Origin of the sequence: Kocuria oceani, from assembly GCF_029524215.1 — a bacterium.
GTDB lineage: Bacteria > Actinomycetota > Actinomycetes > Actinomycetales > Micrococcaceae > Kocuria > Kocuria oceani.
Map to the genome: position 1 here is coordinate 143966 of NZ_JARAMH010000008.1, position 19554 is coordinate 163519.

At 73.9% G+C, this 19554-nt stretch carries 20 protein-coding genes; 14 read left to right on the top strand and 6 right to left on the bottom strand.

Features of this window, described 5'->3' with window-relative positions:
* Positions 1 to 446 precede the first annotated feature (446 nt).
* The gene (locus PU704_RS11050) at positions 447 to 2102 is read right to left on the bottom strand and encodes an MDR family MFS transporter (RefSeq protein WP_277551398.1); all 1656 of its coding nucleotides are present in this window, start codon (positions 2100 to 2102) and stop codon (positions 447 to 449) included.
* Entirely contained in the window at positions 2099 to 2836 is a 738-nt protein-coding gene (locus PU704_RS11055) for a TetR/AcrR family transcriptional regulator (RefSeq protein ID WP_277551399.1), read from the bottom strand. Before PU704_RS11055 ends, PU704_RS11050 begins: the two co-directional genes overlap by 4 nt.
* A gap of 136 nt (positions 2837 to 2972) precedes the next feature.
* Here PU704_RS11055 and PU704_RS11060 point away from each other — a divergent pair, with 136 nt between their 5' ends.
* Positions 2973 to 3584: a deoxynucleotide monophosphate kinase family protein gene (locus PU704_RS11060; protein ID WP_277551401.1), complete on the top strand. Its 612-nt coding sequence runs from the start codon at positions 2973 to 2975 to the stop codon at positions 3582 to 3584.
* On the opposite strand, the gene PU704_RS11065 is transcribed toward PU704_RS11060, so the two are convergent.
* Positions 3559 to 4413, bottom strand: coding sequence for an SDR family NAD(P)-dependent oxidoreductase (locus tag PU704_RS11065; protein WP_277551402.1), 855 nt, complete (start codon positions 4411 to 4413; stop codon positions 3559 to 3561). The two genes, PU704_RS11060 and PU704_RS11065, sit on opposite strands and share 26 nt — an antisense overlap.
* Positions 4414 to 4559: 146 nt before the next feature.
* Between PU704_RS11065 and PU704_RS11070 the strand changes: the two genes are divergently transcribed.
* The 4 genes from PU704_RS11070 to PU704_RS11085 all read left to right on the top strand — a co-directional run bounded on the left by PU704_RS11070 (position 4560) and on the right by PU704_RS11085 (position 8203).
* A complete protein-coding gene (locus tag PU704_RS11070) occupies positions 4560 to 5420 on the top strand; it encodes an aldo/keto reductase (protein ID WP_277551403.1) in 861 nt (286 codons plus the stop codon).
* Positions 5421 to 5506: 86 nt separating this feature from the next.
* Complete coding sequence (locus PU704_RS11075) at positions 5507 to 6205, top strand: type 1 glutamine amidotransferase domain-containing protein (RefSeq protein WP_277551404.1); 699 nt, start codon at positions 5507 to 5509, stop codon at positions 6203 to 6205.
* Between the two features lie 145 nt (positions 6206 to 6350).
* Positions 6351 to 7451, top strand: a complete 1101-nt coding sequence (locus PU704_RS11080) for a glycosyltransferase family 2 protein (RefSeq protein WP_277551405.1) — start codon at positions 6351 to 6353, stop codon at positions 7449 to 7451.
* 8 nt (positions 7452 to 7459) lie between these two features.
* A complete protein-coding gene (locus PU704_RS11085) occupies positions 7460 to 8203 on the top strand; it encodes an MBL fold metallo-hydrolase (RefSeq protein WP_277551406.1) in 744 nt (247 codons plus the stop codon).
* Positions 8204 to 8353: 150 nt separating this feature from the next.
* Here the strand turns inward: PU704_RS11085 and PU704_RS11090 are convergent, their stop codons facing one another.
* Positions 8354 to 9235: a manganese catalase gene (locus PU704_RS11090; RefSeq protein WP_047801758.1), complete on the bottom strand. Its 882-nt coding sequence runs from the start codon at positions 9233 to 9235 to the stop codon at positions 8354 to 8356.
* 193 nt (positions 9236 to 9428) lie between these two features.
* Between PU704_RS11090 and PU704_RS11095 the strand changes: the two genes are divergently transcribed.
* The 4 genes from PU704_RS11095 (at position 9429) to PU704_RS11110 (ending at position 13601) form a co-directional block, all read left to right on the top strand.
* Positions 9429 to 10436 carry a zinc-dependent alcohol dehydrogenase family protein gene (locus PU704_RS11095; protein ID WP_277551408.1) on the top strand — a complete coding sequence of 336 codons (1008 nt, stop codon included), beginning with the start codon at positions 9429 to 9431 and terminating at the stop codon, positions 10434 to 10436.
* 97 nt (positions 10437 to 10533) lie between these two features.
* The gene (locus tag PU704_RS11100) at positions 10534 to 10968 is read left to right on the top strand and encodes a hypothetical protein (RefSeq protein ID WP_277551409.1); all 435 of its coding nucleotides are present in this window, start codon (positions 10534 to 10536) and stop codon (positions 10966 to 10968) included.
* A gap of 38 nt (positions 10969 to 11006) precedes the next feature.
* On the top strand, positions 11007 to 12341 hold the full coding sequence (locus PU704_RS11105; RefSeq protein WP_277551410.1) for a M20/M25/M40 family metallo-hydrolase: 1335 nt from the start codon (positions 11007 to 11009) through the stop codon (positions 12339 to 12341).
* 48 nt (positions 12342 to 12389) lie between these two features.
* Positions 12390 to 13601 carry an acyl-CoA dehydrogenase family protein gene (locus PU704_RS11110; RefSeq protein ID WP_277551411.1) on the top strand — a complete coding sequence of 404 codons (1212 nt, stop codon included), beginning with the start codon at positions 12390 to 12392 and terminating at the stop codon, positions 13599 to 13601.
* 27 nt (positions 13602 to 13628) lie between these two features.
* Here PU704_RS11110 and PU704_RS11115 read toward each other — a convergent pair whose 3' ends face one another.
* Positions 13629 to 13862: a DUF5703 family protein gene (locus PU704_RS11115; RefSeq protein WP_047801764.1), complete on the bottom strand. Its 234-nt coding sequence runs from the start codon at positions 13860 to 13862 to the stop codon at positions 13629 to 13631.
* 40 nt (positions 13863 to 13902) lie between these two features.
* Here PU704_RS11115 and PU704_RS11120 point away from each other — a divergent pair, with 40 nt between their 5' ends.
* The 3 genes from PU704_RS11120 to mshC all read left to right on the top strand — a co-directional run bounded on the left by PU704_RS11120 (position 13903) and on the right by mshC (position 16581).
* On the top strand, positions 13903 to 14265 hold the full coding sequence (locus tag PU704_RS11120) for a primosomal protein (RefSeq protein WP_277551412.1): 363 nt from the start codon (positions 13903 to 13905) through the stop codon (positions 14263 to 14265).
* A gap of 113 nt (positions 14266 to 14378) precedes the next feature.
* Complete coding sequence (locus PU704_RS11125) at positions 14379 to 15209, top strand: undecaprenyl-diphosphate phosphatase (RefSeq protein ID WP_277551413.1); 831 nt, start codon at positions 14379 to 14381, stop codon at positions 15207 to 15209.
* Between the two features lie 97 nt (positions 15210 to 15306).
* Complete coding sequence (gene mshC / locus PU704_RS11130) at positions 15307 to 16581, top strand: cysteine--1-D-myo-inosityl 2-amino-2-deoxy-alpha-D-glucopyranoside ligase (RefSeq protein ID WP_277551414.1); 1275 nt, start codon at positions 15307 to 15309, stop codon at positions 16579 to 16581.
* 40 nt (positions 16582 to 16621) lie between these two features.
* On the opposite strand, the gene PU704_RS11135 is transcribed toward mshC, so the two are convergent.
* Positions 16622 to 17518 carry a PAC2 family protein gene (locus tag PU704_RS11135; protein WP_053004689.1) on the bottom strand — a complete coding sequence of 299 codons (897 nt, stop codon included), beginning with the start codon at positions 17516 to 17518 and terminating at the stop codon, positions 16622 to 16624.
* A gap of 83 nt (positions 17519 to 17601) precedes the next feature.
* Here PU704_RS11135 and PU704_RS11140 point away from each other — a divergent pair, with 83 nt between their 5' ends.
* The gene (locus tag PU704_RS11140; protein WP_277551415.1) at positions 17602 to 18312 is read left to right on the top strand and encodes an HAD family hydrolase; all 711 of its coding nucleotides are present in this window, start codon (positions 17602 to 17604) and stop codon (positions 18310 to 18312) included.
* Entirely contained in the window at positions 18309 to 19445 is a 1137-nt protein-coding gene (locus tag PU704_RS11145; protein ID WP_277551416.1) for a site-2 protease family protein, read from the top strand. Before PU704_RS11140 ends, PU704_RS11145 begins: the two co-directional genes overlap by 4 nt.
* The last annotated feature ends 109 nt before the right edge of the window (positions 19446 to 19554 follow it).

A 19554-nucleotide genomic window follows, 5' to 3' on the forward strand; every position in this document is an offset into this window, starting at 1 on the left:
CGATACGCACGATCCCGCTGACCACCGCTCCGGCAGACGCGGCCCCACCGGGTGCCGGTGGGTCCGGTGGGGCGCCACCCGGCACGGTGCCGGTCCGTCCTGTGCCCGTCGGGCGCCGTCCCGGCGGTCCGGCCCGTCGGTCCCGGCCCGACGACGGGGGAGAAAAGCCCCCGGACACGCGCTCGGCGCCGCCGGACGGATCCGGCGGCGCCGAGACGGTGCCGTGGGCGCCGGGGCTCAGCCCACGCCCAGCACCGCGCGGAAGAAGTCGAGGAACATGCCCAGGATCGCGGTGAAGTTGGGGTTGAAGAAGGCGTCGAACGAGCCGTCGAGGTTGATCATGACAGGTCCTTCCGGAGGGGGGTGCAGCGGTCCGGGCGGCCGCGGGAGTCGACCGCCCGCGCCCAACCTAGCCGAATCGTTCGCAGTTGCGAATGGTCTTTCGGTCAGTTCCGGGGCGGTGCCCCCCGGGGGGTCGGGGACGGGGCCGCGGCGGCGCGCAGGGCCTGCTCGTGGGCCCGCGCCTCCTCCCCGCCGATGGCCTCCCCGCGGGCCACCATGCCGGCGGTGTCCGACAGGGGAATCTGCTTGAGGAGCACCGCCAGGAGGAAGGCCACGAGCATGAACGGGATGAGGTACCAGAACACCGGGGCGAGGGACTCCGCGTACGCGGCGACGACGCCCTCGCGGACGGGGTCGGGCAGCTGCGCCAGCGTCTGCGGGTCCAGGGTCGCCGTGGCCTGCCCGGCCTGTTCCGCGGAGGCGCCGGCGCCGGTGAAGACCGCTGTGAGCCTCTCGGAGAGGTTGGTGGTGAAGATCGCCCCGAAGATCGCCACGCCGAGGGCCGCGCCGACCTCGCGGAAGTAGTTGTTGGTGCTCGTGGCGGTGCCGACCAGCGACGGGTCCACGGCGTTCTGCACCACGAGGACGACGACCTGCATGATGAGGCCCAGCCCGGCGCCGAACACGAACAGGTACACGCAGATCAGCCAGATCGGCGTGGCCGCGGTCAGGGTGGTCATGGCGAGCATGGCGGACGCGGTGACGAGCGTGCCCGTCGGCGGATAAGCCCTGTACCGGCCCGTGCGGGAGATCCTCAGCCCGGACCAGATCGAGGTGCCCATCAGTCCGACCATCATGGGGACCATGAGCAGCCCGGACTCCGCCGCCGAGGTGCCCGAGGACATCTGCAGGAACGTCGGGACGAAGGCGATGGCGGCGAACATGCCCAGGCCCAGGGTGAAGCCGATGGCGGTGGCGTTGACGAACACCGGGTTGCGGAACAGCCCCAGGGGGATGATCGGGTCCTCGGCCCGGGTCTCGTTCCACACGAACAGCCCCGCGGCCACCAGCAGCCCCCCGGCCCAGGCCCACGTACCGGGCGCGCTCCAGCCGTGCTCGGCGTCCCCGCCGAACTCGGTGAAGAAGATCAGGCAGGTCGTCGCGGCGGACAGCAGCAGGACGCCGGCGACGTCGATCCTGCGGGTCGCGCGCTTGTGCGGCAGCGTGAGGGTGAACCAGGCGATCGCGAAGGCCGTGATGCCGATCGGGATGTTGATGTAGAAGGCCCACTGCCAGGTCAGGTGGTCCACGAAGTAGCCCCCGAGCAGCGGCCCCGCCACGGCGGAGAGCCCGAAGATGCCCCCCAGCGGACCCATGTACTTCCCGCGCTCGGAGGCCGGCACGATGTCGGCGATGATCGCCTGGGAGAGGATCATGAGCCCGCCGCCGCCCAGGCCCTGGAGCGCGCGGAAGGTGACGAACTGCCAGAACCCGGTGGCCACGGCGCAGCCGACGGAGGCGAGGGTGAACAGGGCGATGGCGACCAGGAACAGGTTGCGCCGGCCCAGGACGTCGCCGAACTTGCCGTAGACGGGCATGACGATGGTGGTGGCCAGCAGGTAGGCCGTGGTGATCCAGGCCTGGTGCTCCACGCCGCCCAGATCGCCGACGATGGTCGGCATGGCGGTGGAGACGATCGTCTGGTCGAGGCTGGCGAGCATCATCCCGGCGATGAGGGCGGAGAAGATGATCCAGATGCGTCGCTGGGTCAGCACCAGCAGCGGGGCGTCCTGCGCGACCGCGGGCGGGGAGGTGGTCATGGGCTTCCTTCGATGTCCGAGGACGGGTCTGCGGGGGCTGCGGCTCCGGGGGAGGCGGCCGGGGGGATGCCCGCGGGCCCCTCCGCCGACGCCGGCGGGACGGCGGCGGGAGCACAGAACAAGATCCCCGCCAGGCGGACGTTGCGCGCCAGCCGGTCGGCGAACTCCGCCGACGGCGGGGACTCCTCCGGGTCCGGACCGGCGGGACGCCCCTCGAGGAGCTCGTGCACGGTGTGCCCGGCCAGATGCGAGATGGCGGCCGCGGCGACGCCGGGGAACGGGTCGCCGGCCGCGCAGCCCTGCCGGCGGGCGATCAGCGCCGCGAGCTGGGTCACGTGGCGGTCCATCGACTCCGCGAGCCGCTGCAGCAGCACCGGCTCCCGCCGCAGGACCTCCAGCATCAGGGCCCGGTCGTGCGGGCCCTCCAGCAGCGCGAAGGACCGGACGACGAGCTGCTGCAGCGCCTCCAGGAGACCCGGTCCCCGTGGATCCCGGCCACCGGCCACGAACTGCTCCCCGAAGGCCTCGAGCGGGTCCCGCGCCGGGGTGCCCAGCACGGCGTCATCCTTGGAGGCGAAGTAGTTGAAGAACGTCCGGCGGGAGATCCCGGCCTCGGCGCACAGCTGCTCCACGGTGAAGCCGTCCAGGCCGTGGGCGGCCGTGAGCCGGCGGGCGCCGGTGATCAGCGCTCGCCGGGTGCGGCGCATCCGCTGCTCCCGTGCGCCGTCGCTCATCGGGCTCACCCCGGATCCGTCAAAGATTGCACTCTCCCAAGCATAGTGCAATTCAGAATGGTCGATGTCCTGGTGCGGGAGAACCGCCCCTCCGTAGGCTGGGAGAAGCCCGCACCCGCACCGGAGGAGGCCCGCCATGGCCGGACACGACGACGCCGGACTGCAGCTGATCGGCCTGCACGGACGCAAGCAGGCGGGCAAGGACAGCTGCGGGGACCGCCTGGTGAGCGCCCACGGCTACTCCCGGGTGGCCTTCGCCGATCCGCTGCGGCTGTTCCTGGTCCGCCTCGACCCGCTCGTGGGCGTGCGGGCCGGCCGGCCGCTGCGGCTCTCCACGGTCCTCGCCGAGGCCGGCGGGGACTGGGGCCGGCTCAAGGACGAGACGCACGACCCCGTCCACCGGGAGGTCCGCACCCTGCTGCAGAAGATCGGCAACGAGGCCGGCAAGGCCGTCTTCGGAGAGACGGTCTGGGCCGACCGCGGCCTGGAGACCGCCCGGCGGCTGGGCGGGCGCGTCGTGTTCACCGACGTGCGCTTCGACGTCGAGGCCGCCGCCATCACCCGGGCGGGCGGCCGCGTGGTGCACGTGGTGCGCCCGGGCCCCACCGGCCCGGAGGACCCGCACCCCTCCGAGGCGGGCATCGACCCGCACTGGATCAGCGCCAACCTCGTCAACGACGGGACGCTCCAGCAGCTGTGGGCGAAGGTCGACGCCCTGGTGCTCAGCGGGCCGGGGGACCCGCGCTGAGACCGACCAGCTCGGCGCTGCGCTCCCAGAGGGCGTCGGCGAGCGCGCCGTCCTGCGCTCGCGGGTTCGTGCGGGCCGGCTTCTTCTTCTCGTAGTAGCCCCCGGAGCGCCAGTCCCGCCCGGGCGTGCCCTCGGCCAGCCACACCAGGGTCTCCGCGCCGCGTTCGGGACTGATCATCAGCCGGCGGCCCAGGCGGGTGCCGTAGAGGAAGCGCAGGGGAGTGCTGGTCGAGGAGGCGAAGTTGGTCGCCACGCCCCCGGGGTGGAACGCCGCGGCGGCCAGCCCCTGCTCGCCGTGGCGGCGGGCGAGAGCACGGGCGAAGAGGATGTTGGCGAGCTTGGTGTCCCCGTAGGCCCGCTGCGGGGACCACCGCCGGTCGTCGCCGAGGTCCTCGGGGCGGAACCGGCCCAGCCGGGCGGCCACGCTCGAGGTGTTCACCACCGCCGCCCCGCTCTCCAGCAGCCCGTCCAGCAGCAGCTGGGTGAGCAGGAACGGCGCCAGGTGGTTGACCTGCCACGTCATCTCGTGCCCGTCCTCGGTGAGCTCACGGCGGTCGAAGATCCCGCCCGCGTTGTTGACCAGCACGTCGATCCGCGGCACCGCCTCCCGCAGCTCCCCGGCGAGGCGGCGCACGTCGGCCAGCCGCGCGAAGTCGGCGCTGAAGTGCCCGGCTCCGAGCGGACGGGCCACCGCGGCGGTCTTCTCGGCCGAGCGGCCGACGACCACTACCTCGTGCCCGTCGGCGGAGAGCCGGCGTGCGGCGGCGGCGCCGATGCCGTCGCTGGCACCGGTGATCACGATCGTGCGCGGGTCGTCCTGCTGCTCCACGGGTCCTCCTCGGACAAACGGCTCGGAAGAAACGGTGCGAAAGAAAAGGCTCGGAAGAGACGGCGTGGGCCCAGGATAGCCGCGCGGCGGGGGCGGACCCGCTGCGCGGGCGGAATAAGCGGCCGGGCGGGGCCGTTGCGGCACGCATGACGGAAAACACCACCACCGTGCCCGCGACCATCGACCTCCAGGACCTCGGGACGGTGCACCGTCTCGGCTTCGGCGCCATGCGCATCGTCGGCGAGGGCGTGTGGGGAGAGCCCGCCGACCGTGACAACGCCGTGCACGTGCTGCGCCGGGCCGTGGAGCTGGGCGTCGACTTCATCGACACCGCCGACGCCTACGGCCCCGACGTCAGCGAACGGCTCATCGCCGAGGCCCTCCACCCGTATCCCGCCGGCCTGCGGATCGCCACCAAGGTCGGCTTCGCCCGCACCGGACCCGGGCAGTGGATCCCGCTGGGCCGTCCGGAGTACCTGCGCCAGCAGGCGGAGCTGAGCCTGCGCAAGCTCCGCGTCGACGCCCTCGACCTGCTCCAGCTGCACCGGATCGACCCCCAGGTCCCGGCCGAGGAGCAGTTCGGCACCCTGCGCGAGCTCCAGCAGGAGGGCAAGGTCCGGGCGCTGGGACTGTCCCAGGTGACGGTCGAGCAGCTCGCGGCCGCCCAGGACCACTTCACCGTCGCCACGGTGCAGAACCGCTACAACCTCACCGACCGCTCCTCCCAGGACGTCCTGGACCACGCCGCCGAGCACGGCATCGGCTTCATCCCCTGGGCCCCGATCTCGGCCGGGGAGCTGGCCTCCCCGGGCGGGCCGGTCGCAGCGGCCGCCGAGCGGCTCGGCGTCACCACCTCCCAGATCGTGCTGGCCTGGCTGCTGCGCCGCTCCCCGGTGATGATGCCCATCCCGGGCACCGCCTCCCTCGAGCACCTCGAGGAGAACATGGGCGCCGCCGGGATCCACCTCGACGACGCGACCTACGAGGAGCTCACCGCCGCCGGCTGACCCGCCACGGCCCACGGCAACCGCATCGACACCGCACCGCACCGCACCGCACCGCAACCGCAACCGCAACGGAGGAGCAACCCACCATGGCTCGTGTTCTGATGATCGTCTCGGCCGCCGACGCCCTGACCATGCGCGACGGCACCGTGCACCCCACCGGCTTCTGGGCCGAGGAGCTCGTCGTCTCGCACCGGGTGCTGCGGGAGGCCGGGCACACCGTCGAGATCGCCACGCCCGGCGGGCGCCGGCCCACCGTCGACCAGGTCAGCCTCGCCCCGGAGATGGCCGGGGGCCAGGAGCAGGCCGACGGGTTCCGCGCCTATCTCGAGCAGATCGACGCGGAGCTGTCGGCGCCCCTCGTCCTGTCCGAGGTCGACCCGGCCGACTACGCCGCGTTCGTGCTGCCCGGTGGGCACGGGCCCATGGCCGACCTCGTGCAGGATCCGTCCCTCGGCCGGATCCTGTCCGCGGCCGACCGGGCCGGGCGGCTCATCGCCCCGTTCTGCCACGGTCCCGCCGGCCTGCTCAGCGCCCAGGACGACGGCGCCTTCCTGTTCGCCGGGCGGCGCCTCACGGCCTTCACCAACGAGGAGGAGCTGGGCGGGGGCACCGGCGAGAACACCCCCTGGTTCCTGGAGACCGTGCTGCGCGAGAAGGGCGCCGTCGTGGAGACCGGGCCCGCGTGGTCCAGCCACGTGATCCGCGACGCCAACCTGGTCACGGGACAGAATCCGCAGTCCAGCCGCGCCGTGGCCGAGGTGGTGCTGGAGGCGCTCGGGGAGTGAGACCCCGCGGGGGCCGGGGCGGCCCCCGCGGCGGCCTGTCCGCTTTCCGCACGGCCTGTTGTCCTGCCGGACACCGGAGCGGAACAATCCGAACCGGTTCAGCAGCGAGCCCATCGACATCTCCGCGCCCCCGGAGGACGTGCCCATGGCCTCCCTGCCCCGCCCCGCCGCGCCGCTGGTGGACGCCCATTACGTCCTGCCGCTGAAGTGGTCCGACGACGAGGACCTGCCCGGTCTCGCCGCCTACCTCGCCGAGGTCGTCCGGTGGCTGCCCGTCACCGTCGTCGACGGGTCCGCGGAGGAGCTCTTCCAGGCCCACCGGCGCGCGCTGCCCGGCGCCGTGCGGCTCCTGCGCCCGGAGCCGTGGCCGGGGGCCAACGGCAAGGTCGCCGGCGTGATGACCGGTGTGCGCCGCGCGGCCGAGGAGCGCATCGTGCTGGCCGACGACGACGTGCGCTACACCCGCGACGCTCTGGCCGCCGTGGTCGGCCTGCTGGCGGAGGCGGAGCTCGTCCGGCCGCAGAACTACTTCCTCGACCTCCCGTGGCACGCCCGCTGGGACACCGGCCGCACCCTGCTCAACCGCGCCCTGGGCGGCGACTACCCGGGGACGCTGGGCGTGCGGCGCTCGGCCCTGCTCGGCGCCGGGGGCTACGACGGCGACGTGCTGTTCGAGAACCTGGAGCTCATCCGCACCGTCACGGCCGCCGGCGGACGGCAGATCCGGGCCCTGGACGTGCTCGTGGGCCGGGTTCCGCCCTGTGCCGCGCACTTCGCCGGTCAGCGGGTGCGGCAGGCCTACGACGACTTCGCGCAGCCGGGACGGCTGGCCCTGGAGCTGACGTGGCTGCCCGTGCTGCTCTGGTCCGCCCGCCGCCCACTGCGCCTGGCCGGGCTCGGCGTGCTGGTCTGCGCGGTGGCCGAGGCCGGCCGGCGGCGCGCCGGGGGCCGGCGGGTCTACCCGGCGAGCACCGTGCTGTGGGCCCCGGTGTGGGTGCTCGAGCGCTCGGTGTGCGTGTGGGCGGCCCTGGGCGCCCGGTGGCGCGGCGGCGTGCCGTACGCCGGCGCACGGTTGCGCACCGCGGGGCACTCCCGGGCCGCCCTGCGCCGGCGGCTGCGGGAGCGGCAGGCCTCGGGCGCGGGCACGCACGGCGAGCGCCGGGAGCCGGGCGGCCGACACCGTCCGCCGGAGGGGACCGCCCCCGGCGGGGAGCAGGGCGGTATGCTCAGCACACTGATCGAGTGAGGAGACCCATGTTCACCCCGTACGTGGCCGACGGCATCCATCGCATCACCCATGCCCATGTCAACTGCTATCTCGTCGAGGACGACGACGGCGTCACCCTCGTGGACGCCGGGCTGCCCAGCATGTGGCCCATGCTCCTGGCGGCCCTGGAGGACCGGGGGCGGCGTCCCGACCAGGTGCGCGCGCTCGTGCTGACGCACGCGCACTTCGACCACGTCGGCTTCGCCCGCCGCGCGCAGGAGGAGTGGGGGGTGCCGGTGCTCGGGCACCCCGCCGACGCGCGGCTGGCGGCCCACCCGTACCGGTACCGCCCGGAGCGCAACCGGTTCCTCTACCCCTTCGGCCACCCGCGGTCGCTGCCGCTGTTGGGCCGGATGGCCGCGGCCGGGGCGCTGGCCGTCAAGGGCGTGCGGGACCTCAGCCCCCTGGAGACCGGGACGGCGCTCCCGGTGCCGGGCCGTCCCGTGGTGGTGCACACCCCCGGCCACACGGACGGGCACTGCATCCTCGACCTGCCCGACCGCGGCGCCGTGCTCAGCGGGGACGCGCTCGTGACCCTGGATCCCTACACGGGCCGGCGGGGCCCGCAGATCGTCGCGGCGGCCGCCACCGCGGACACGGCCGTGGCCCTGGGCTCCCTCGACGCCGTGGCCGCCACCGGGGCCGGCACGGTGCTGCCCGGCCACGGGGACCGCTGGACGCAGGGCGCGGAGGCCGCGGCTCGGCACGCCCGCGCCGTGGGCGCCCACTGACCGGTCCCGGAGGCCTCCGGAGCCCGCGCCGAGCGCACGCGGACACGGGCGGGGGCCCGGGACGGCTCCTCCGTCCCGGGCCCCCGCCCGTGTCCGCCCCGGTGCTCCCCGGGATCTCCCCGGGATGTCCGTGGGAGGAGGCGCCGGGCCCTACTCCCTGTTGAGCTTGTCCTGCAGGGCGCCGGCGGCCTTCTCCACCCGGTTGGAGACCTCGGTGGTGCCGTAGAACCGGGCGTCGGGGTGGGTGGGAGGCGGCATCGGCACCCCGGCCATGGGCTCGTCCTTGTACCCGAACTCGCCGTTGCCGTCCGGGGTCGGCCCGGACGCCCAGGAGCCCTCCGCGGCGGTCGCCCCGTCGGAGAAGTTGTAGTAGTCGTAGGAGAACTCGGTGGCCTCCTTGGCCTGCGGGAAGTTCGAGGGCACCGGCATCTGCTCCAGCCCGTCGGCCTGCAGCTCCTTGACCGCGGCCATCCACTGGTTCTGGTGCATGGTGTCGCGGGCCAGCAGGAAGGAGAGCATGTCCCGGATGCCCTTGTCGTCGGTCATGTGGTAGAGCCGGGCGACCTGCAGCCGGCCCTGCATCTCGGCGTTGACGTTGGAGGACATGTCCGCCAGCAGGTTCCCGGAGGCGGTGACGTAGGACCCGGACCAGGGGTTGCCCATGGAGTCCACCGGCCGCGCCCCGGCCCCGGCGACGATGGCGTGCTGCAGGTCGGTGCCGCCGATCACCGCCGCGACCGCCGGGTCGGACTGCACGGCGTCCTCGGTGATGCCCAGGGGTGCCTTCTCCAGCAGCTGGGCGACCATGGTGGCGAGCATCTCGATGTGGCCGAACTCCTCGGCGGCCGTGCCGAAGAGCAGGTCCCGGTACTTGCCCGGGATGTGCGCGTTCCACGCCTGGAAGCTGTACTGCATCGCCACGGTGATCTCGCCGTACTGGCCGCCGATCACCTCCTGCAGCTTGCGCGCGTAGACCGCGTCCGGGGCCTCCGGGGTGGACTTGTACTGGAGCGTCTGGCTGTGCGTGAACATGTGTGCCTCCGTCGTGGGTTGCAGTGGCCCGGCGACGGCGGAGCGCTGGTCCGCTCCGCCGCACCCCGGTAAGGCCACCCTAATCCGCTCGCTCGGAGATGTGAAGTGTGCTGATAAAGTGGGCGCGTCCGCACGGACCCCCATTCCGACCACCCCTGCCGACGACCTTGCCGACGACCTTGGAGGAGAACCTGTGAAGCAGCTCAGCATCGACGCACCCGGAGGCCTCGACCGGCTCCGCCTCATGGACGCCGCGGAGCCCGGCGCCCCCGGCCCGGGCGAGATCCGGGTGCGGGTGCAGGCCAGCTCCTTGAACTACCACGACTATCTCGTCGTCTCGGGCGGCTCGCGCACGGCGGACGGCCGGATCCCCATGGCCGACGGCGCGGGCGTCGTGGAGTCCGTGGGGGAGGGCGTCGAGGAGTTCGCGGCCGGGGACACCGTGGTCTCCTGCTTCTTCCCGCTGTGGCAGGACGGGCCGCCGGTGGACGCCGACTTCTCCCGCGTGCCCGGCGACGGGCTCGACGGCTACGGCCGGGAGGTCGTGGTGCGCCCGGCCACGTGGTTCACGCGCGCCCCGGCCGGCTGGTCGGCGGCGGAGGCGGCGACGATCCCCACCGCCGGGGTGACCGCGTGGCGGGCGCTCGTGGTGGACGGCGGGCTGCGCGCCGGCGAGGTCGTGCTGGCCCTGGGCACCGGGGGCGTCTCCGTCTACGCGGTGCAGCTGGCCAAGGCCATGGGCGCCACCGTGGTGGCGACCTCGTCCTCTGCGGAGAAGCTCGAGCGCGTCCGCGAACTCGGGGCGGACCACGTCCTCAACTACCGGGAGGACCCGCAGTGGGGCCGCACCGTCCAGGAGCTCACCGGCGGGCGCGGCGCCGACCACGTCGTGGAGGTCGGCGGACCGGGCACCCTGTCCCAGTCCCTGCGCGCCGTGCGCATCGGCGGGCACATCTCCCTGGTCGGTGTGCTCACCGGGCGCGGGGGCGAGGTGCCCACGGCGCTGCTGATGGCCAAGCAGGCGCGCCTGCAGGGCCTGATCGTCGGCAGCCGCCGCGACCAGGCCGACTTCGTGCGCGCGCTGGAGAGCACCGGGATCCGGCCGGTGATCGACCGCCGGCACGGCCTGGCCGACGCGGCGGAGGCCTTCCGGACGATGGAGGCGGCCCGCCACTTCGGCAAGATCGTGCTCGAGCACTGAGCCCGCGCGGCGAGCCCGTCCCGGGCACCGGGCCCTGTGGGGTCGCCCGCGGCCGGCGGAACGATAGGCTGGCAGGGCAGATCCGGGAAGGAGCTCGATGACCGACCACGCCACCCGCCCCGCCGGCGCCCGGCACCCGCTCCGGTTGGTCCCCGTCGTCGCCGCCGCCGTGGCCCTGACCGGGTGCGGCCCCGACCTCGACACGCCCGAGGGCACCACCCGGGCCTTCGTGGACGCCATGGCCGAGCGGGACTGGGCGGGCGCCTGCGAGTTGCTCTCCCACGACCTCGTGCACCGGTCCATGGACGGCAACTCGCAGTACTGCCCCGCCTACCTGGAGCGCCGGCACCAGGACACCGACCGCTACCGCACCCTCGAGGTCCAGGGCGAGGCCTCCGCCACCGAGGAGGGCCACCGGCTCCGGGTCGCACCCGAGGACGCCCCGGACCGGACCGAGGAGGTCGTCGTGGTCGAGGAGTCGGGGCGCCTCGTGCTGCTGCGCTACCCCGGCCGCGACACCGCCACCCGCTGACCGCACCCCGCGCGCACGCGCCCACAGGAAGGACCGCCATGACCGATCCGCAGACCGTTCCCGCCGCCCCGGCGGCGTCGTCGCCGGAGGGGGAGACCGTCGAGATCTGCCGCAACCTCATCCGGATCGACACCTCCAACTACGGCAGCGGGGACGCCAAGGGCGAGCGTCGGGCCGCGGAGTACGTCGCGGGCCTGATCGAGGAGGTGGGCCTGACCACGACACTGCTGGAGTCCGCCCCCGGGCGCGCCAACGTCTTCGCCCGGCTGGAGGGCACCGATCCGTCCGCCGACGCCCTGCTGGTGCACGGGCACCTGGACGTGGTCCCGGCGATCGCCGCCGACTGGTCCGTGGACCCGTTCGCGGGCGAGGTCCGGGACGGGATGATCTGGGGCCGCGGGGCCGTGGACATGAAGGACATGGACGCGATGATGATCTCGGTGCTGCGCCACATGGTGCGCACCGGGACCCGGCCGCGACGTGACATCGTGTTCGGGTTCTTCGCCGACGAGGAGGCGGGCATGGTCTACGGCTCGCACTGGATCGCCGAGCACCACCGCGGGCTCTTCGACGGGGTCACGGACGCGATCAGCGAGGTCGGCGGCTACTCGGCCACCATCGGCGGCCGGCGCGCCTACCTGCTGCAGACGGCCGAGAAGGGCCTGATGTGGCTGCGGCTCAACGCCCAGGGCACGGCCGGGCACGGCTCCCAGATCAACGACGACAACCCCGTCACCCGCCTCTCCAGCGCCCTGGCCAACATCGGGCAGTACCGGTGGCCGGTGGAGCTCACCAAGACCACCCGGGCGTTCCTCGACTCCGTCACGGAGCTGACCGGGGTGGAGTTCGACCCGCAGAACCCGCAGCGGCTGCTCGCCGAGCTGGGCTCCGTGGCCCGCTTCGTCGGCGCGACCCTGCAGACCACGGCCAATCCGACCATGCTGGAGGCCGGGTACAAGGTCAACGTCGTCCCGGGCTCGGCGCAGGCCGGACTGGACGTGCGCTACCTGCCGGGCCAGCGCGAGATGGTGCTGGAGAAGCTCGCGGAGCTCGCCGGGGACGGCGTGGGCTTCGAGTTCGAGTCCGACGACATCGCCCTGGAGGTGCCCTTCTCCGGCAACGTGGTCGACGCCATGGTCTCCGCCCTGCACGTCGAGGATCCGGAGGCGGTGGTGCTGCCGTACATGCTCTCCGGCGGGACGGACAACAAGTCCCTGGACCCGCTGGGGATCACCGGCTACGGGTTCGTGCCGCTGCGGCTTCCGGACGAACTCGACTTCCCCGCCATGTTCCACGGCGTGGACGAGCGCGTGCCGGTGGACTCCCTGGAGTTCGGCTCCCGCGTCCTGCACCGGCTGCTCAGCAGCTACTGACCACCCCGGCCGCCCGGCCTCGCGCCGGGGGCCCGACGAAGGAGCGAGATGGACCGCGCGGACGCCGCACCGGCCGAGACCCGGGTGGGCGAGACCTTGACGCCGGAGACCCTGCTGCCCGACGAGCTGCTGGAGACGTTCCGTGCGCGGGCCGGCGGCTACGACCGGGAGAACCGGTTCTTCGACGAGGACTTCGCGGACCTGGTGCGCATCGGCTACCCGCTGATGCTCGTCCCGCGGGAGTTCGGGGGCCTGGGCTTCACGCTGCGCCAGGCCGCCGCGGCGCAGCGCCGGCTGGCGGCGGCGGCACCGGCCACGGCGCTGGGCATCAACATGCACCACGTGCTCGTGGGCGTGGGGCACACGCTGCGGCTGCGCGGGGACGAGCGCGCCCGGGGCATCTTCGAGCAGGCCGCGGCCGGGGAGATCTTCGCCTTCGGCATCTCCGAGGCGGGCAACGACGCCGTGCTCTTCGACGCGGCGACCACCGCGGAGGCCACCGCGGACGGGTACCGGGTCACCGGCACCAAGATCTTCACCTCGCTCTCCCCGGTCTGGACCCGGCTGATCGTCCACGCCCGGGATGACGCGGACCCCCGGGCCCCGCTGGTCTTCGGCTTCGTCGCCCGCGACGAGGAGGGCATCGAGATCCTCGACGACTGGGACACCCTGGGGATGCGCGCCTCGCAGTCGCGCAGCACGGTCCTGCGCTCGGTGCGGCTGCCGGCCGACCAGGTGCTCACCCGCACCCCGGCGGGCCCCAACCCGGACCCGGTGGTGTGGGGCGTCTTCGGCTGCTTCGAGCTGCTCCTGGCGGCGGTCTACACCGGGATCGCCGACCGGGCGGTGCAGCTGGCCGCGGAACTCGCCGGGGCCCGCCGGTCGCGGGCCAAGGGGGCGTCCTACGCCCAGGACCCGGACATCCGGTGGCAGATCGCCGAGGCCGCGCTGCTGCGCGACGGGGTGGAGCTGCAGCTGGACCGGCTGACCGCCGACGTCGACGCCCTGGGCTCGGCCGGCGCCCCGGACCACGGGCCCCGCTGGTTCCTGCTGTTCTCCGGGGTCAAGCACCGGGCCACGGAGACGGCCCGGCAGGTGGTCGACATCGCGATGCGCACCTCCGGAGGCGCCCAGTACTCCCGGGGCGGGGAGCTGGAGCGGCTCTACCGCGACGTGCTCGCCGGGATCTACCACCCCTCGGACAGCGAGTCGGTGCACGCGGCCGTGGCCAAGGCGCTGCTGGGCCCGCTGGAGCCCTGAGCCGCGCCCGCCCGTCCAGGGCGGGGCTCAGATGGTGCGTTCGACGCGCATCACGCGGCGGCGCAGCCAGTACCTGCGGGTGCCGCCGTAGAGGAGCACGCTGCGGGTCAGCTCCCACTTGCCGTACTCGGCGTGCTCGCGCAGCCGGGCCCGGGCCTCACTGAGCCGTTCGTGCGGGGCGACGGTCAGCAGGAGGTACTCGTAGCGCTGGTCGGCGTCGTGCAGCAGGGTCGCCGAGCTGGTGCGGACTTGTTCTCTCATCGGTCCCCATTCTGCACGGATAAGCGCTAACGTCTACTTCATGAGTCATGATCCTCGTGCCGCGCTGCAGTCCCTCGTGAGTGCCTTCGAAGAACACCTCGCCGCTGCCTCCAACCGCCGCGGTGACGACGACCCCGCGGTCGACGGGGCCTACATCGCGATCGCCGACGCCTTCGACGCCTACGAGGAGGCGCTCTACGACGCCTACGACGAGGTCACCCCACTGACCGTCTTCGCCGAGGAGGAGGACGACTCCGACGACGACTCGGACGAGGAAGACGACGAGGACGACGACGAGGACGAGGAGCTGCTCGAGGACAACGAGATGCTCGACGAGGACCTCGTCGACGAGGAGGACTACGAGGACCTCGACGACACGGACGGGGCGCGCTCCTCCCGCTGACGCCCGCCGCTCCACGCCGCGCCGAGGCACGGCCCCGCTCGAGGGGCCGTGCCTCTCGCTCGTCCGAGCCTGTCCCGCCGCCTCGGGCGCCACCGGTGCCGTAGGGTGGCCGGGTGAATTGGATCGAAAGCATCATTCTGGGCCTGGTGCAGGGCCTGACGGAGTTCTTGCCGGTCTCCTCCTCGGCGCACCTGCGGATCGTGGGGGAGTTTCTGCCCAACAGCGCGGACCCGGGAGCGGCGTTCACGGCGATCACGCAGCTGGGCACCGAGACCGCCGTGATCATCTACTTCTGGCGCGACATCGTCCGGATCCTCAAGCAGTGGACCCTGTCGCTGGTGGGCCGGGTGGAGCGCTCCGACCCGGACGCCCGGATGGGCTGGCTGATCATCCTGGGCTCCCTGCCGATCGGCGTGCTCGGGCTGCTGCTGGAGGACTACATCGACACGGAGTTCCGCTCCCTGTGGATCACCGCCACGATGCTGGTGGTCTTCGGCGTGATCCTGGCCGTGGCGGACCGGGTGGGCCGCCAGGCCCGCCACCTCGACGACCTCACCGTGAAGCACGGCGTGCTCTTCGGGTTCGCCCAGGCCCTCGCCCTGATCCCCGGCGTCTCCCGCTCCGGCGGCACGATCACCGCCGGCCTGCTGATGGGCTACACCCGCGAGGCCGCCGCCCGCTACGCCTTCCTGCTGGCCATCCCGGCGGTCTTCGCCTCGGGGCTGTACAAGCTGGCGCAGACGCTGGGGGAGCCGCAGTCCGGGCCCTACGGCATGGCCGAGATCCTGCTGGCCACGGGCATCGCGTTCGCCGTCGCCTACGTGATCATCGGCTGGTTCATGCACTACATCTCCAACCGCAGCTACACCGTCTTCGTGTGGTACCGGATCGCGCTGGGCCTGGCGATCTTCGTCCTGCTGGGCCTGGGCGTGCTCAGCGCCTGAGCGCGGGCGGGACGGCCCCTGCGGGTCCGGTAGGTTGAGAGAGGTCCCGCGCCGCGGCGACCGCCCCCGCCCCGTACCCGATCCCTCCGAGGTGAGCATGAAAGCCTGGTCCGCCCGACCCGTCCCCGACCTCCCCGGCGAGGCCCCCCTGCCCGTGGTGCAGGACACCCGGCTGCGGCGGCGGGCGGAGCTGCCCCGGCAGGAGCGGGCGAGCCTGTACGTCTGCGGGATCACCCCGTACGACGCCACGCACATGGGCCATGCCGCCACCTACGTGGCCTTCGACGTGCTGCACCGGGCGTGGCTGGACGCGGGCACCCCGGTGGACTACGTCCAGAACGTCACCGACGTGGACGACCCCCTGCTCGAGCGGGCCGAGGCCACGGGCGTGGACTGGCGGGAGCTGGCCGCGCAGCAGACCGAGCTCTTCCGCACCGACATGAGCGCCCTGAACGTCCTCCCGCCCCAGCACTACGTGGGCGCCACGGAGGTCGTCGACCGGATCGTGCCCGCCGTCGAGGACCTGCTCTCGCGCGGTCTGGCCTACCGGGTGCCCGGAGCCGGCGGAGAGCCCGACGGCGACGTCTACTTCGACGTCGCGGCCGCCGGCGCGCCCGAGGCCGCGGACGGGTGGGCCCTGGGCGACGTCTCCCACCTGGAGCCGGAGCAGATGCTGACGCTGTTCGCCGAGCGCGGCGGGGACCCGGAACGCCCGGGCAAGCGCCACCGGCTGGACCCCATGCTGTGGCGCGTGCACCGCCCGGGCGAGCCCGCCTGGGACGGGTCGTCCCTGGGGGCGGGCCGGCCGGGCTGGCACATCGAGTGCTCCCTCATCGCCCTCCAGCACCTGCCCGCTCCGTTCACCGTCCAGGGCGGCGGCTCCGACCTGGTCTTCCCGCACCACGAGATGGGCGCCGGGCACAGCTGGGCCCTGACCGGCCGGCCGATGGCCGAGCACTTCCTGCACACCGGCATGGTCGGCCTCGACGGGGAGAAGATGTCGAAGTCCCGCGGCAACCTGGTGCTCGTCTCCCGGCTGCGGGCCCAGGGCGTGGACCCGGCGGTGATCCGCACCGCGATCCTCGCCCACCGCTACTCCGAGGACTGGTTCTGGACCGACCTCGTGCTCGCCGGCGCGGTGGCCCGGGTGGACACCTGGCGCCGGGCCCTGGCCGCGGCCCCCGAGGGCAGCGCGGCCCCGCTGCTGGCGGTAGTGCGCACGGCCCTGGCCGACGACCTGGACACGCCCGCGGCCCTGGAGGCCCTGGACGACTGGGCCGCCCGTGCACTCACCGGCCCCGCGCAGCCGTCCGCGGCGGACGCGCGCCTCGTCCGGGACCTCGTGGAGGCCCGTCTGGGCGTGGTGCTCTGAGCCCCCGCACCGCCGCGGTCCCGCGGCGGTGCGGCCGCGCTCACTTCTCGTCGCGGCGCCGGCGCAGGTAGCGCTCGAACTCCTTGGCGATCGCGTCCCCGGTGGCCTCGGGCAGGTCCGTGGTGTCCTTCGCCTCCTCCAGCTGCTGGACGTAGGCGGCGATCTCGGGGTCGTCCGAGGCCAGCTCGTTCACCCCGCGCTCCCACGCCTCGGCGTCCTCAGCGATGACGTCCAGCGGCAGGGTGATGTTGAGCAGCTCCTCGATCTCCCGCAGCAGCGCCAGCTCCGCCTTCGGGGACGGGGACTGCGCGACGTAGTGCGGCACGGCCGCCCACAGGCTCACCGTGGGGAACCCGCCGAGGGAGGCCATGTGGGACAGGACCCCCACGATCCCGGTGGGGCCCTCGTACTGGGAGGGGTCCACGCCCAGCTCCTCCTGCAGCTCCGCGGTGTCCGAGGTCTTGGTCACCGGGATCGGCCGGGTGTGCGGCACGTCCGCCAGCAGCGCCCCCACCATCACGACGAAGTCGACGTCGAGCAGCGTCGCCTGCTCCAGCAGCTCCGCGGTGAACGAGCGCCACCGGTAGGACGGCTCCCACCCGTGCAGCAGGACGAGGTCCAGGTTGGTGCCCGGCACCGTGGCCGTGGCCAGCTTCGTCGTCGGCCACACGATCTTCACCTCGCCGGTCGCCGCGCGGCGCACGATCGGCCGGGAGAACTGGTAGTCGTAGAAGTCGTCCGAGGTGACCTCGAAGACGTCCTTCGCCCCGTAGTGCTCGGCCAGGAACTGCACGGCGTCCGTGGCCGCGTCCCCGGCGTCGTTCCACCCCTCGAACGCGGCCACCAGCACGGTGACCCGCTCCTGGTCGCCGCTCTCACGGACCACGCCGAACGGGCCGGCCTGGGGTCGGGGGAACGTCTCGTCGAAATTGCTCACGCTCCCACACTACGCGCAGGCGCATCCACGGCAAGGGGACCGCCGGGCCCGGGCCCCGTGTTGCGGGAACTACGATGGAGGCCATGCCGACCCCGTCCGCCCCGCGCCCCGACGCCCCCCTGCCCACCGCGGTGCTCTTCGACATGGACGGCACCCTGGTGGACACCGAGCCGTACTGGATCGAGGCCGAGATCGCGCTCGTCCGCGCCCACGGCGGGACCTGGACCGAGGCCGACGCCCTGGCCATGGTCGGCACCGGCCTGGAGGACGCCGCGGCGGTCTTCCAGCGCGCCGGTGTGGCCCTCACGGTCCGGGAGATCGTCGAGCACCTGCTGGGGCGGGTCGTCGCCCGCACCCGGCAGCGGACCGTCCACCGGGACGGGGCGCCGGAGCTCGTCGCGGCCCTGCGCGAGCGCGGCGTGCCCCTGGCCCTGGTGACCAGCAGCGAGGCGCCCCTCGCCGAGGTCGTCGTCGACGCTTACGGCGGCCCCGGGGCCTTCGACGTCGTCGTCACCGGCGACCTCGGCCACCCCGCCAAACCCGCCCCGGACCCCTACCTGCTCGGCGCCGCCCGCCTCGCCGAGCGCGTCGGCCGCCCCCTGGACCCCCGCGGGATGGTCGCCGTCGAGGACTCCCGCACGGGGGTGCGCTCCGCGACCGCGGCGGGGATCTACACCGTGGGCGTGCCCAATCTGGTCCCCCTGCACGGCTCCGGGGCGGACACGGTGCTGCCCACGCTCGCCGGGCTGACGCCCGAGGACCTCGGACGGCTCGTCGCCGGGGTCCGCGCGTGAGCGGCCGACGCGCCGCCGGGGTGCCCCTGGGCCGGATCGGCGGGGTGCCCGTCACCCTGTCCTGGTCCTGGTTCGTGATCGCCGCCGTCACGGTGCTCCTCTACACCCCCGTGCTGCTGCGCGCCTACCCCGAGCTGGGCGCGCTCAACTACGCCGCCTCCCTCGGCTTCGCCCTCACCCTCGCCCTGTCCGTGCTGCTGCACGAACTGGCCCACGCCTGGACGGGCCGCGCCTTCGGCTGGCCCACCGGGCGGATCGTGCTCAGCCTCCTCGGCGGGCACACCCACTTCGGGGACGTGCGCACCACCCCGCTGGCCTCCGCGGCCGTCTCCCTGGCCGGGCCCGCCGTGAACCTGGTCCTGGGCCTGGCCGGCTGGGCGCTGCTGCGCACCGCGGACCCCGCCCCGTCCCTCGGCTGGGTCCTGCTCGACCTCACCACCTGGGCCAACCTCATCGTGGGCCTGTTCAACGTGCTGCCGGGGCTGCCCCTCGACGGCGGCCGCGTGGTCGAGTCCGTGGTCTGGGCGCTCACCGGCCGGGAGCACCGCGGCACCGTGGTGGCTGCCTGGGCCGGGCGCGTCCTGGCCGTCCTCCTGCTGGTCGGCACGGCCGCCACGGACCTGTGGCGGCAGGCCCCCGCGCTCGTGCTCGTGGTCCTGATCGCCGCCTTCATGTGGCAGGGCGCCGGCGCGTCGCTGCGCTCCGCCCGGATCCTCTCCCGCCTGCACGGGGTCAGCGCCACGGCCCTCGCCGAGCCCGCGCTCAGCGTGCCCCACGACGCGTCCCTGGCCCGCACCGACCAGCTGGTCGTCACCCACCTCGCCGCCCGGCACCCCGGCGCGGGCGGGGCCGTGCCGCACGTGGTGGCCGTGGACGCGGGCGGGCGGCCCGTGGGCCTGCTCGTGCCGGCCGCCGCCGACGCCGTGCCCGACGACCGGCGCGCGGGAACGCCCCTGGGGGCCGTGCTGGAGCGGCTGCCCGAGGGCGCCGTGCTGCCGGGGGAGCTGCAGGGGGAGTCGCTGCTGCGCGCGGTCGCCCGCACCGAGCACCCCCGCTACGTGGTCACCGGCCCCGGCGGCGCGCCGGCCGGAGTGCTGCGCAGCGCGGCCCTCGAGCGGCTGCTGGCCGGCTGAGCCCACCGGGGCGGCCGCGCGCCGCGGCGGCACGGCACGGTGACACAATGGGGGAGGACCCACGGTCCTGCCGGGTCCGCCGCAGGACCCCGCACCGCAACGCCATCCC